Here is an 11,857-nt window from a genome sequence, read left to right as displayed (position 1 = left end):
GGCCGTGGGGGAAGCCGTGCGGGGACTGCCGTGCCCGCACCGGGGAAGGGGCGGCGGATCCCCGGGCCGGAGAAGGGGCGGCGGCCCCCGGGCCGTGCGGTCGTTCGCGGTGGAGTTCAGAGCGTGAGGTAGGCCAGCCCGCCGAGCCCGGCCAGTGAGCAGTACCAGGCGAACGGCTTCAGCGTGTGCGTCTTGAAGTACTTGCTGAGGAAGTGCACGGCCGCGTACCCGCCGATGAAGGCCAGGACGCTCGCGACCGGGACCTGCGCGCCGAGGTCGGCGCCGTACGCGGCGATCAGCGAGGGCAGTTCGAACAGGGCGGCGGACCCGATCACGGGTGCCGTGAGGAGGAACGCGAAGCGGGCCGAGTCCTCGTGGGACAGGCCGTTGAGGATGCCGGCGCCGATGGTGATCCCCGTGCGGCTGATCCCGGGCAGGAAGGCGGTGATCTGCGCCGCCCCGATGCCGACCGCCTGCCAGTAGCTCAGCTGGACGATTCGGCGGTCCGACTGTCCCTCGGCGGAGAGGTGCTCGTCGCCTGCGGCGACGTACGGCTGTGCCCGTCGTCGACCGGAACCGTCGCGCCGGAGCAGTTCGACGCCGAACAGCATGAGGCCGTTCACGGTGAGGAAGACGGCGGCGGGGACGGGCCTGCCCAGCGCGGCCTTGAACACCCCGCTGACGGCCAGCCCCGCGATACCGACGGGCGTGGCGCCGGCGATCACCAGCCAGGCGAGGCGCTGGTCCGGTTCGCGGATCATCCGGCGGCGGACCGAACTGCACAGGCCCCGCGTGATCCGCGCCCAGTCCTGCCGGAACCTGATCACCAGCGCCAGGGTGGTGGCGAGGCGCAGTCCGACCAGGATGCCCAGGTACGGCGAGCCCGGCGCGGACACGTCGAGGTCGTGTCGCCAGCGCCCGCCGACCAGCGCGGGCAACAGGATTCCGTGGCCGAGGCTGGAGACCGGGAACAGCTCGGTGACACCTTGCAGCAGGCCGACACCGACGGCCTCGGGATAGGTCAGGACGGACATCTTCGACGACTTTCGCAATCGGCGGGAGGCCCGTGCACGGCCTCCGCACGAGGGTGACGCCGCTTCCCCCGTCCCTCGGCGGAGCGAGGTTACTACAAGATGATCTACAGCCCGCCGGCTGGACCGGGGTGGTCTGGGGCATCATGAGCGGATGCCGAACGCCGCAGCACGCACCGCCCTCCTCGACCACCTGCGCACAACCCTTCCCGGCCGCGTCATCGACGAGGTCGCCGGTGTCGTGGGACCGATCGAGGACCGCGTGCCCGGGTTCCGGATCTTCCGAATCCATCCCGCCAATCCGGGCGACTGGTGGCTCTACGTGACGTCGGGCTGCTGGGAGGCGACGCAGCACGACGGTCACGGGACGGAGTTCTTCCTCGCGGCGCCACGTGACGAGTGGGCCAACCTGGAGAGCGTCACCATGAACGCGTACTACCACTGCGGGCCCGTTCATCAGCGACTCGACGTCGGGCACACCGTTCCCATCGGCCGGCCGTGGCTGGACGAATCCGACTGCGACCACTACCTGGTGAGCCTGCCGTACCCGCTGGGGCCGGAGTTCGAGGTCTGCCGCTGGGACGGCGGGGCCCATGCCCGGATCCTGTGGCTCCTGCCGATCACCCGGGCCGAGAAGGACTTCCGGCGGGAGGGCGGACTGGAGGCCCTTGAGAGCCTCTTCGACGAGCACGCGATCGACCCGGTCGATCCCAAGCGGGCCTCCGTCGTCTGATCGGCCCGGCCTCCGGTCCGCCCCGGCGCCCTGTGTGTGCGTCGGGGCCTACAGCTGCTCGAAGTGGAAGGACCCGGTCACCACCACGGTCTTCCCGGCGAGATCCATGCGCGTACCTCCTTCGACCTTCTCGTGTTGATCATGGTCAGCGTAACCGGGGCGTCGCGGACGAGACCGATCAGGAATCGAGAAGCCCCGGCCGCCCGGCCGCCCGTAGCGTGACGGACATGGGAAACAACGAAACCACCGCGTCCACCGCGTCCACCGCGTCCCTCGCGTCCGTCACCCTCGAGGTGGCCGACCCCGGGGCCGCCCACCGCTTCTACACCGCCTTCGGTGTGGACCGGCACGTTCGCCTGCAGAAGTCCGAGGCGCCGTCCACCGGGTTCCGTGGCTTCGCCCTGGCGCTCACGGTGTCCCGGCCGGCCACCGTCGACGCCTTCCTCGCCGCCGCCGTGGACGCCGGCGCCACTGTGCTCAAGCCCGCGGCGAAGTCGCTGTGGGGCTACGGCGGCGTCGTCCAGGCACCGGACGGGACGGCCTGGAAGGTCGCGACCTCGGCGAAGAAGGACACCGGCCCGGCCACCCGCGAGATCGACGACGTCGTCCTGCTGCTCGGCGTCGAGAACGTCAAGGCCACCAGGGACTTCTACGTCGGCCGGGGCCTGACCGTGGCCAAGAGCTTCGGCGGCAAGTACACCGAGTTCGCCCCCGGCGAGACCGGCGAGACCGGCGAGACCGGCGCCGTCAAGCTGGCGCTGTACAAGCGCCGCGCGCTGGCCAAGGAGGTGGGCGTCCCCGTCGACGGCACCGGCTCGCACCGCATCGTCCTCGGCAGCACGGCGGACTCGTTCGCGGACCCGGACGGTTTCGTCTGGGAGGCCGTCGTGCCGGTCGCTGAGGCCTCGTCCGCACGGGCCTGACCCGCCACCGCCCGTCGTCGCGTTGCTCGGAGGAGGCGGCGGCGTCAGGCTCGGCGGGCAGAGGCTGTGAGCCGGTCGGCGAGCGCGATGACAAGGTCTCGGAGTTCGTCCGGTCGCTCAATGACGAACGGCCGGTCCAGCGAGGCGAGTACCGGAGGCAACCAGTCGAGCCGCTCTGCTCTCAACTCGACGTGGAACCAACGCTCGGCGTGCGGATCCGTGCCTTCCGCGGGGGCGGGGGACTCCTCCACCATCGCGACACTGGCGGGAAGTCGGGCGCGGATCTGTTCGACCGTCCCGTGGATCCGCAGCGTCACTTCGTACCGGTAGGCGGCCTTGGCGAACCCTGACAGGACGCGCTGTGCCGGATCGAGTGCGGCAGGAGGCTCGAACGAGCCCGGCAGGGTCCTCGCGTCCGCGATGCGATCGAGCCGGAAAGTCCGGTCCTCGCCGATCTCGGGATCGGTGCCGGTGACGTACCACCGGCCCGCATGGGTGACGATCCCGTACGGGTGCAGCGTGCGTTCGCTCCGTCGCCCTTCTCGGGCGGTGTACCTGATCGAGACCGGGCGACGATGGCGTACCGCATCGGCGATGGTGAGCAGCACCCCCGTCTCCGGGGTGGCCGACTCGCCGGGTCCGGTCGTGAAGGCGAGGGATTCCATGACGGCGTCGAGCCGACGGGCGAGACGCTCGGGCAGTGCCCTGCGGATCTTGGCCGCTGCCGTCTCGCCCGCAGTTCCGGCCGCCGTCAGTAGCCCCGTCCTGCGGCCGGCGACGAGGCCGAGCAGCACGGCGAGCGCCTCGTCGTCGTTGAACATGAGCGGAGGCAAGCGGTACCCGGGGGCGAGCCGGTACCCGCCGTAGCGGCCACGGACCGACTCCACGGGGATGTCGAGGTCGACCAGGTGGTCCACGTACCGCCGCACGGTGCGCCCGTCGACGCCGAGCCGGTCGGCGAGTTCGGCCACCGTTCTGAGGCCCCCCGACTGCAGGAGTTCCAGGAGGGTGAGCACGCGGCTGGTAGGTCGAGCCATGTCCACGAGCCTAGCGTTGATACCGGACCGATTCTGTCCACTATGTGCCCTGGCGTTCGAGGTGCAACGGCTTCAGCAACCTGAGGAGAGCACCATGGACCTCGTGTCGATCCGGATCATCACCGGCGACGTCGCGCGCCTCGTCGACTTCTACGAGCGAGCCACCGGAGTACGGGCGGAGTGGTCCACCGAGGACTTCGCCGAACTGCGGACCCCCATGGGGACCCTCGCGATCGGCAGCACCCGAACCGTCGCACTGTTCGCGCCCGGCTGCGCCCGCCCCGCCGACAACAGCACCGTGATCATCGAATTCCTCGTCGCCGACGTGGACGGCGTGTACCGGAACCTGGCCGATTTCGTCGCCGACTTCGTGGCTGAGCCCACCACGCTGCCCTGGGGCAACCGGTCGCTCCTGCTCCGCGACCCCGACGGCAACCTCGTCAACTTCTTCACCCCTGTCACGCCGGCGGCCATCGAGAAGTTCGCTCGCTGAGCGATTGCCGACTGACCTCGAAGGGCCGTTCGCCCGGCAGGCGCCTCATGCCACCCGGTCGGGACGTGGTTGAAGCCGGGCGCTGAGGACGTTCTCGGCGAGGAGATCGGCTCGGTCCATGCCCGCGCCGAGCTCTTCGGCGAGACGGTAGAAGAGCCCGCGCAATCCCAGCGGTCCGAGCTCTCCGGTGTCCGGTCGGGCGCCCAGCGCCAGCAGAGCCGAGTCGAAGCGGTGAGGTTCCCGGCCGGTGCGGTGCCGGGGCTCGATGCCCAGGAGGGTGTGCAGACCTGTCACCAACTGCCCGTTCTCGGCATAGCGGAAATCCACGAGCGGTTTCTCGTTGGCGTGCAGGGACAGTGCTGCCGTCCCCGCCGACACCTCGCCGAGCAGGTCGTCGTCCTCGACGCACAGCCAACTGCCGTGCTCCCACACCCACGCCCACGACCCGTATCGGCCGGCGGTCACCACGTAGGCGTCGTCCTCGTAGAGGAGGTCGTCGAAGTCCTCGTCGAACTCCTCCTGCGTCCGCTCGGCGAGCGTGGCCGGGTCCGCCCCCATCCGCTCCAAGAGCTGTCGTGCCGTGAGGTCACGGGCAAACGTGACGCTCAACAGCGGCAGGTCCGCCCCGTACATCCAACCCAGGCCACTCATCCGTACTCCCCCTTGCGGTGATCGACGTTCTCAGGCTAGCCAGCCGGTACGACAGGTCGGCCTCCGTGCTGCCGAGGACGGAGCGGCGTCCGGGTTCCCTGGACCTTCCTCGCCTGCTGAGCGGCAGGGGGCGGCAGGCGCCGGCCACGCGGTGGTGGCCGGCGCCTCGGGTCGTCCGGGGGGTGCGGTCCGGTCCTACGTCGTGGCCTCTGCCGTGGCCTCTGCCGTGGCGGTGCGCCAGGTGCTGACGAGGCCGGCGGCCTTGGCCTCGAAATCGGGGTCCCGCCAGATGCCCGGGAGACCTATCAGCACCGGCAGGGTGTCGATGCCGCTGACCCGGTGCGTGATCCGTACGATGTCCGGGGCGTTGGCGCGCCCGTTCTTCTTCATCACCTCGACGTTCGTGATGTCCGCCCAGGCGAACCGCTTGCGGCGGCCCCACAGGGGGGTCCACCACAGCTCGTTCTCGTCGAAGCTCACGCTGGTGAAGAGGGCACGCAGGTGGGCGGTGCCGATGACGGCCATCACGGGGACGAACAGGATCGCGACCAGAGCGGTGCGTTCGTTCAGGGGCCGGCTGAGGGCGAGGTGCAGGAAGTAGGCCGAGCCTGCCAGGAAGAGCGGTCCGCTGATCCACTGGCGCCGCTGCTGCGCGGGGGTGAGGCGGTGGGTCGTGTGTTTCACCTGCGGATTCTGGCACCACCGGCGGACCTGAGGAAGCGTCACTCCGGCGCCGCCAACCGGGTGCGCGCGGGGGCTTGCGCGGGGGCTTTGCGCGGTGCGGGGCCCGACCGGCTGTCCACCGGCCCCAGGGACAACGACCGGTGATCGGCCGGGCGAGACTTCTCTCATGAGAGTCAGATGCCTGCAGATCATCCACCCCGCAGCCGACGTCCCGGTCACGGAGTTCGAAGGGATCCGGGTGGGCGGTGTCTACCCCGTTCTGGAGATGGTCACCTACGACATCGACTGCCAGATCCGCCTGCTCGGCCCCGACACGCCCGACCCCGGACTCCTCTGGGACCCAACCGGCTTCGAGACGGTGGACACCCGGATACCGCCCGGCTGGACCCTGGTCATCGCCGACGGCCGCACCCGCCTTTCCGACGCCCGCTGGCAGCGCCCCGGATTCTGGACCGACTACACCCGCGGCGATCCGCAGGCCCTGGCCGACTACCGGCAGGTGAAGCGCGAACTCCTTGCCGCCGCCCCACCGACCGAGAACTGACCCCTGTCCCCGGGTGCCCCGGCCCGGAGCCGCTGAGTGGGCGTCTCGCACCGGCCGGTGCGTCGGCACCGGCGTCAGCACGACCGACGGCGCCCCGCTCGTCCAGGAGAACTGCGCGAACGGGGGCCAGAGCCAGGTGTGGACGCTCTGCGACAACGGCATGGTGATCAACGCCGCCAGCGGCCTGCTGTTCGGCCTGAAACACTGGCCCGAAGCCGACCATCCGGGCCCCGGGGATCAGTTGACGTAAAGTCAGAACTACTGCGACAGCCCGGCGTTCCGCTGGCAGCAGCGTCCCCCGAAGACCTGACGGCCACTCGCACCGGCCGTGCGGGCGACCGGTGCGGGGCCAGCCGGACTTCCTCGGTGGCGCTTGCCGCGAAGACTCCGGGACTCCGGGACTCCGGGAGTCCGGGAGTCCGGGAGTCCGGGAGTTCGGGAGTTCGGGAGTCCGTCAGGCTTCAGGCCCGCTCCCGGCAGAACCGGTGAGGTCGGCCATCACCAGCTCGGCCGCCCGCACCGGGTCCCCGCCGGCGCGGGTGAGCAGTGAGGCCACGTCGTACTCTGCGTCGACCGCCTCCCGGTGGGTCACTTTCATCCAGTGCACCGACTCGTAGCGCGGTGAGCTGAGCGCCGCGCCGATGTCGGGGCGCAGCCGCTCCAACTCCACGACGACCGTCCAGGCGTCGTCCTCGATCCGGGCCCGCCGCACCGGATCGCAGGCCGCGATGGCCCGGTCGGTTCCGGGCGGGTCAAGCTCACGGGCGGCCAGAGCCGGTAGGAGTTCGGGGACGCCCAGGATCTCCGCCGCGTCCAGGGCCAAGTCGTGGAACCAGTCGTCGGAGCCCAGCAGTTGCGCGATCAGTGGGACGGCCCGTCGGTCGTGCCGTCTGGCCAGCCCTCGCGCACCCTCACCTCGGACCTCGCCGTACTCGTCGGTGGTGCACCTCCACAGCGCGTCCCTGATGGCGGTCGTGTCCTGCTCCAGCTGGAATCCCAACGTGAAGGCCGCCCAGTTGCGGACCTCGGGGTCCTGGTCCCGGGTGAGCCGGATCAGCGCCCGGACATCGGGCCCGTCGGGCAGTCCGCTGTTGACGAAGGTGATGTCCGAGGCGACATGACGCCGCACCTCGGCGTCCTCGTGTCCGGAAAGCCCTACCAGCACGGGAAGGGCGCGCAGGTCCTGCGCCCGGCCCAGGCCGCAGACGAGGGAACGCAGCACGCAGGCCTCCGTCTCCACCTCGGCCAGCGCCATCAGGGCGGTTGCCGCCTCGCCACGCAGAGCCTCGTGCTCGCCGGCCGCGCTTCCCACCAGATCGCAGCCCACCTTCCGCTCCAGGACATCGGCCGACCCCAACAACGCCAACCCGCAGCGCAGCGCGGTCTCCCCGCTCTCCCCCTTCACCGCCTCCCAGGCCAGATCCCAGTAGGCGTGCACGTCGTGGTCCGCCTCCGAGGCCTGCGCCACTCGTGCCGCAGTCATCAAGCGCCCCGCCGGCCCCGCCGCATTGTCCATGTGCGCATCCTGCCCGAAGAGCCTGGTGCCGGGCACTGGATTTCACGTGCTGCTGCTCAGGGTTCACAGACAAGCACGGGCGCATCGGGTGACTACGGCCCCGGCGGTTCACCGTCGCCCCGGACGGCCGGTCAGCCGTTTCGGGACCGGCCAGGCCTGAGCCCTGAGCCGGACGGTCGGTCAGTCAGTCAGTGTCCGACCGGCGACCGGCGACCGGCGAAGGCGCGGAAGCGCCGGCCGGCGGGTGAGGCCGGCCGGTCCTGGTGCCAGACCAGGCCGATGCCGCGGAACGCGTCGGGGTCGGTGAGCGGCACCAGCCGCACACCGGGCTCGGCGTGCCCGCCGCCCCCGGCGGGGACGACGGCCACGCCGAGCCCGGCCCCGACCATGCCGCGGATCGTGGCCACCTCACCGGCCTCCATGACCACCGACGCCGTGACGCCGGCCCGGTGGAGGATCTCGCAGGTGATCTGCCGCAGCCCCACCGCGTGGCGCATGATGATGACCCGCTCGTCCGTCAGCTCGGCCAGTCCTACCGCCGGCCGGTCCGCCAGCCGGTGACCGTCCGGGACGGCGAGCTGCAGCCGTTCCTCACACAGCGGCAGCCAGCCCCACTCGGCGCCGGACGGCCGCGGCCCGGTGACGCCCAGCTCGGCGGAGCCGTCCCGGAGCAGGTCCAGCAGCGCGGTCGCGGACTCCTGGTGCAGGGTGAACCGGGCGGCGGGCGACTCCCGCTGGTAGGCGCCGAGCAGTTCGGGCAGCAGCCAGCCGCCCAGCGAGTGCAGGTAGGCCAACCGCAGGGTGTCGGTGGGCGGTTGCAGCAGGGCGGCGATACGGTCCTGGGCGGTGTCCAGTTCGTCCAGCGCCCGCCGGACGTGCCGGCGGTAGACCCGGCCGTACTCGTTGAGCCGCAGCCGGTGCCGGTCCCGGTCGAACAGCCGGGTGCCCACGCGTCGTTCCAGCCGGCCGATGGCCCGGGAGAGCGTCGACTGTGAGGTGCAGAGCAGGGCGGCGGCATCGGTGACGTGCTCGGTCTCCGCCACGGCGAGGAACCAGCGCAACTCTTCCACGGTCATGACGGGATTATGCACACGGTGCATGAACCCCAGGTCGGGAGGGCATTTCCGTTTGCCCGCCGCCCGTCGGATGCTGGACCCACGGGCGCCCGACCGACAGGACAGCACCACCACCCACACCACTTCCGGAGGACCGTCAGATGTCCACTACCCCCAGCACCGCCACGCGCACCAACACCGCGCTCGCCGAGCAGTTCCGCACCGTCCTGGGCACCGCCGACTGGGAGCTGTTCCGCTCCCTGCTCACCGACGACGCCACGTGGACGCTCCCCGGCAGCAACCGGATCTCCGGCGAGGCGCGCGGTGCGGACGCCGTGGTCGAGCGGATCCGGCTGATCGCCGGCTACGGCGTGAACTTCGACCTCCAGCACGTCCTGGTCAGCCGGGACAACTTCGCGCTCTCGGTGCACAACACCGCCGAGCGCGACGGACAGGTGCTCGACGAGTACCTGGCCACCGTCTGCTTCGTGCGGGACGGGCGGATCGGCGCGATCGAGACCTACCTCTCGGACGTGCCGGGCATGGACGCCTTCTTCGTCTGATTCCTTCGACTGACTCCTCCGTCTGAAGCCCTCCCGCGTGACCCGGGCGGCCGGACTCCCGGCCGAGCGCAACGCCTCGGCGCTACTCAGCCGGTTGTTGAGTACGTTCGCTCATGAGCCCTGCCCGGGTGCTTCCTATCGTGACGTGCATGGACACGGAATCGGCTCCCATCAGTTCTTCGACCTCGGTGAACCCGCGGCGGGCCAGAGGCTGCGGGATCGCGACGGTCGTCCTCACCGTCCTGGCCGTCCTGGGAGCCGTGGCACTGGCCGAGTTCGAGAAAGGCCTGGCCGGGGACGGGCCCCCCGAACGCCCTTCCGGAAGCGCGTCCGACCCCCTCCGCCCGGGCGCAGCCACCCACTACGACGACGGCCTGACGATCACCGTGAGCCCACCGCACCGGGAATCCGACGACACCTACAGCTTCACCGTCACCTACGACAACGGCACCGACGAGGAGCTGCGCCCGGGCGGGACGTCACCGGACACCAGCATCGGCACGAGCGGCTCCGCCCCCATCGTGGTCCACGCGGGGACAGCCCTCGCCCCCGACATCCCCGGCTGGGGCGTGACCGTGCTGGACCGGGCCGGCTCCGCATCCGTCCTCATGCCGCCTCTCGGCAAGGACCAGAAGCGCACCGTGCCGGTGCGGGTCAAGCCCGACAAGGAAGGAAGCTTCGTCACGGTGGAGGTCACCCCGACGTCCGCCGGATACCGCGAGACCGCGTACTGGCAATTCGACCTGAGCTGATCGCATGCATGAAGGCCGCTGCCCTCACGGGGCAACGGCCTTCCGCGCTGCTCACACGAGGCGGTCCCCGCGCCGTCGGGGGCGTTGGGCCCTGTGAGGGCTCGTCATTGATGGTGGCCCGAGCGGGCAGCGTCGTGTCCCACGTGACGGAGGCTCAGGGCTCGGCCACTTCATCTCGCCGTGGATCCAGCGCGTCGCTCATGGCGTGAGCGAGCGAGGCGATACGCCGCACGCAGCAGCTCACGGATGGCCGCTTCGGTACGCGAGCCCGGATTCACCACTGCCAGCCAGCCGGCGGTGCCGTAGACGGGGTGCGCGAGCACGGTGTCGGTGGCGCTGGGGTCGGGCTCGGTGCCGGCCGGTTCGCGTGGTGCGTGACCGGTCCACCGGATGAACGCTTCCTTCCCGGCGGAGATGTTCACGCGGAAGGTGTCCGGCCGGTCCAGACGCGATGCCTCGTCGCCGGGATGGTCCTTGGTCACGACCGTCGCGAAGGGTTGGGTCGTGGTCGGGGTGGCGCCGTCAGGTGCGTAGTAGAAGAACGTGTCGCCCCAGCTGATCTCCGGCGAGCCGTCGCCGGGTGCCGGCCTCATGGTCAGGACGCCGTCGAGGCCGTCCACGAAGCTGATGATCTCGTCCATGGTCATGTGCTCCAGCGTTACATTGAGGTGCTTGTGGAGGCTTTGAGGCTGACACTGAGGAGGTTCAGGATGTCAGGTCTCAAATCGGGGGACTTGCGCACCGTCGATGTCGCGCGGCGTGTCGGGTACTCGGTCCAACAGGTTCGCAATCTCGAGCGGGACGGTGTGCTCCCGCCGGCGGCGCGCACAGCCACGGGCTACCGCATCTATGGAGAGATACATGTACAGTCCGCGCTGGCCTACCGAGGCCTCGCGGCAGGCGCGGGTCCGACTGAGGCCAAGAAGATCGTGCGGGCCGTACACCGGTTCCCTGCCTCACACCGGGTGCTTGCCCTTCTCGACGCGGCGCACGCTCGGCTCGACGCAGAGCGCACGGAGCTGAGGCAGGCCAAGGAGGCTGCCCGGGCGATCTCCGGTGAGCCGATCGGAGACGTACGCGTAGCGGACTCGATGAGCGTCTCCGAACTCGCCGCCGCTCTGGGCGTGCGTCCTTCGACGTTGCGGCACTGGGACGCGGAGGGTCTTGTCGTTCCCGACCGCGACCCCGTGCGAAGGACGCGACGATACACGCCGACCCAGGTGCGGGATGCGCGGATCGTTCACCAACTGCGCAAGGCCGGTTACCGCATCACGCCCCTTCGGACCCTCATGCCTCAACTGCGGTGCGCCCGCCGCTCGGAGGATGTCGCCTCCGCGCTGGCCGCCCGAGACGCCGTCATCGCGGCTCGCTCCAAGTCCCTCCTCGACGGCGCCGCCGCGCTCAGTGCCGCGCTCTCGCTGGCCGCCGCCCTTGCCGTCCAGGACTGATGGCTCGTCAGTTGCCCGGACGGGATGCCGACCACCGGCGGGGGAGCACGCGGACCGAGGATGTCGGAGCGGTTGCGGTTCCCGGCCGTGAGGACATACGCGGGGCAGCGTTTCAAGGGGACGGCCCCTATCGGCTAGGAGGAAAGCCGGTCGTCCATCAGGTGAACGTTTGTCAGAAAGGACGACCGCCTGGTCAGTGTGGGCCGTGACAGGCTTGCGCCCAGTGGCCGCCGGGGGGCGGTCACCGGCTCAACAGGGGCGACGTGGCCACAGCCGACATCGAGGTGGACCCGGATGTCCTGTGCGCGGCACGCAGTGACGCGTGGGACGTCCCGTACGCGGCGCAGACCGGTGGACGGAAGGCCGGATGTCCCGACCCGGTCCGTCGGCCGCGACGGTTCTGCCTCCCCGCATCTCGAGCACGTCC

At 70.6% G+C, this 11,857-nt stretch carries 15 protein-coding genes; 8 read left to right on the top strand and 7 right to left on the bottom strand.

Annotation, left to right across the window (positions count from 1 at the left end; translation table 11 throughout):
* Positions 1 to 116: 116 nt before the first annotated feature.
* Complete coding sequence (locus tag ACZ52J_RS32820) at positions 117 to 1,034, bottom strand: undecaprenyl-diphosphate phosphatase (protein WP_465623917.1); 918 nt, start codon at positions 1,032 to 1,034, stop codon at positions 117 to 119.
* A 151-nt stretch (positions 1,035 to 1,185) separates the two neighbouring features.
* Between ACZ52J_RS32820 and ACZ52J_RS32815 the strand changes: the two genes are divergently transcribed.
* Positions 1,186 to 1,764 (top strand): suppressor of fused domain protein, encoded by a 579-nt coding sequence (locus tag ACZ52J_RS32815; RefSeq protein WP_465623916.1) that lies wholly within the window; start codon positions 1,186 to 1,188, stop codon positions 1,762 to 1,764.
* Between the two features lie 227 nt (positions 1,765 to 1,991).
* On the top strand, positions 1,992 to 2,687 hold the full coding sequence (locus ACZ52J_RS32810) for a glyoxalase (RefSeq protein ID WP_465623915.1): 696 nt from the start codon (positions 1,992 to 1,994) through the stop codon (positions 2,685 to 2,687).
* 44 nt (positions 2,688 to 2,731) lie between these two features.
* Here ACZ52J_RS32810 and ACZ52J_RS32805 read toward each other — a convergent pair whose 3' ends face one another.
* Positions 2,732 to 3,724 carry a helix-turn-helix transcriptional regulator gene (locus ACZ52J_RS32805; protein WP_465623913.1) on the bottom strand — a complete coding sequence of 331 codons (993 nt, stop codon included), beginning with the start codon at positions 3,722 to 3,724 and terminating at the stop codon, positions 2,732 to 2,734.
* 94 nt (positions 3,725 to 3,818) lie between these two features.
* Here ACZ52J_RS32805 and ACZ52J_RS32800 point away from each other — a divergent pair, with 94 nt between their 5' ends.
* Complete coding sequence (locus tag ACZ52J_RS32800; RefSeq protein ID WP_465623911.1) at positions 3,819 to 4,217, top strand: VOC family protein; 399 nt, start codon at positions 3,819 to 3,821, stop codon at positions 4,215 to 4,217.
* A 45-nt stretch (positions 4,218 to 4,262) separates the two neighbouring features.
* Here ACZ52J_RS32800 and ACZ52J_RS32795 read toward each other — a convergent pair whose 3' ends face one another.
* Together ACZ52J_RS32795 and ACZ52J_RS32790 are read right to left on the bottom strand one after the other, a co-directional pair.
* Entirely contained in the window at positions 4,263 to 4,868 is a 606-nt protein-coding gene (locus ACZ52J_RS32795; RefSeq protein WP_360502699.1) for a DUF6461 domain-containing protein, read from the bottom strand.
* Positions 4,869 to 5,063: 195 nt separating this feature from the next.
* Positions 5,064 to 5,552 carry a hypothetical protein gene (locus tag ACZ52J_RS32790; RefSeq protein ID WP_465623910.1) on the bottom strand — a complete coding sequence of 163 codons (489 nt, stop codon included), beginning with the start codon at positions 5,550 to 5,552 and terminating at the stop codon, positions 5,064 to 5,066.
* A 166-nt stretch (positions 5,553 to 5,718) separates the two neighbouring features.
* Between ACZ52J_RS32790 and ACZ52J_RS32785 the strand changes: the two genes are divergently transcribed.
* Together ACZ52J_RS32785 and ACZ52J_RS32780 are read left to right on the top strand one after the other, a co-directional pair.
* The gene (locus ACZ52J_RS32785; protein ID WP_465623908.1) at positions 5,719 to 6,096 is read left to right on the top strand and encodes a hypothetical protein; all 378 of its coding nucleotides are present in this window, start codon (positions 5,719 to 5,721) and stop codon (positions 6,094 to 6,096) included.
* Between the two features lie 13 nt (positions 6,097 to 6,109).
* A complete protein-coding gene (locus ACZ52J_RS32780; RefSeq protein ID WP_465623907.1) occupies positions 6,110 to 6,346 on the top strand; it encodes a hypothetical protein in 237 nt (78 codons plus the stop codon).
* A gap of 204 nt (positions 6,347 to 6,550) precedes the next feature.
* On the opposite strand, the gene ACZ52J_RS32775 is transcribed toward ACZ52J_RS32780, so the two are convergent.
* Together ACZ52J_RS32775 and ACZ52J_RS32770 are read right to left on the bottom strand one after the other, a co-directional pair.
* On the bottom strand, positions 6,551 to 7,579 hold the full coding sequence (locus ACZ52J_RS32775) for a hypothetical protein (protein ID WP_465623905.1): 1,029 nt from the start codon (positions 7,577 to 7,579) through the stop codon (positions 6,551 to 6,553).
* 221 nt (positions 7,580 to 7,800) lie between these two features.
* Positions 7,801 to 8,688 (bottom strand): LysR family transcriptional regulator, encoded by an 888-nt coding sequence (locus tag ACZ52J_RS32770; RefSeq protein ID WP_465623903.1) that lies wholly within the window; start codon positions 8,686 to 8,688, stop codon positions 7,801 to 7,803.
* 140 nt (positions 8,689 to 8,828) lie between these two features.
* Here ACZ52J_RS32770 and ACZ52J_RS32765 point away from each other — a divergent pair, with 140 nt between their 5' ends.
* Together ACZ52J_RS32765 and ACZ52J_RS32760 are read left to right on the top strand one after the other, a co-directional pair.
* Positions 8,829 to 9,230 carry a nuclear transport factor 2 family protein gene (locus ACZ52J_RS32765; protein WP_465623902.1) on the top strand — a complete coding sequence of 134 codons (402 nt, stop codon included), beginning with the start codon at positions 8,829 to 8,831 and terminating at the stop codon, positions 9,228 to 9,230.
* A 149-nt stretch (positions 9,231 to 9,379) separates the two neighbouring features.
* Positions 9,380 to 9,982 (top strand): hypothetical protein, encoded by a 603-nt coding sequence (locus ACZ52J_RS32760; RefSeq protein ID WP_465623901.1) that lies wholly within the window; start codon positions 9,380 to 9,382, stop codon positions 9,980 to 9,982.
* Positions 9,983 to 10,152: 170 nt separating this feature from the next.
* Here ACZ52J_RS32760 and ACZ52J_RS32755 read toward each other — a convergent pair whose 3' ends face one another.
* Positions 10,153 to 10,629, bottom strand: a complete 477-nt coding sequence (locus ACZ52J_RS32755; RefSeq protein WP_465623899.1) for a DUF6194 family protein — start codon at positions 10,627 to 10,629, stop codon at positions 10,153 to 10,155.
* Between ACZ52J_RS32755 and ACZ52J_RS32750 the strand changes: the two genes are divergently transcribed.
* Entirely contained in the window at positions 10,630 to 11,430 is an 801-nt protein-coding gene (locus ACZ52J_RS32750) for a MerR family transcriptional regulator (protein ID WP_465623898.1), read from the top strand.
* Positions 11,431 to 11,857: the final 427 nt, after the last annotated feature.

It is taken from the genome of Kitasatospora sp. NPDC034035 (assembly GCF_055575755.1).
This window is presented reverse-complemented; position numbering and strand designations above follow the sequence as displayed.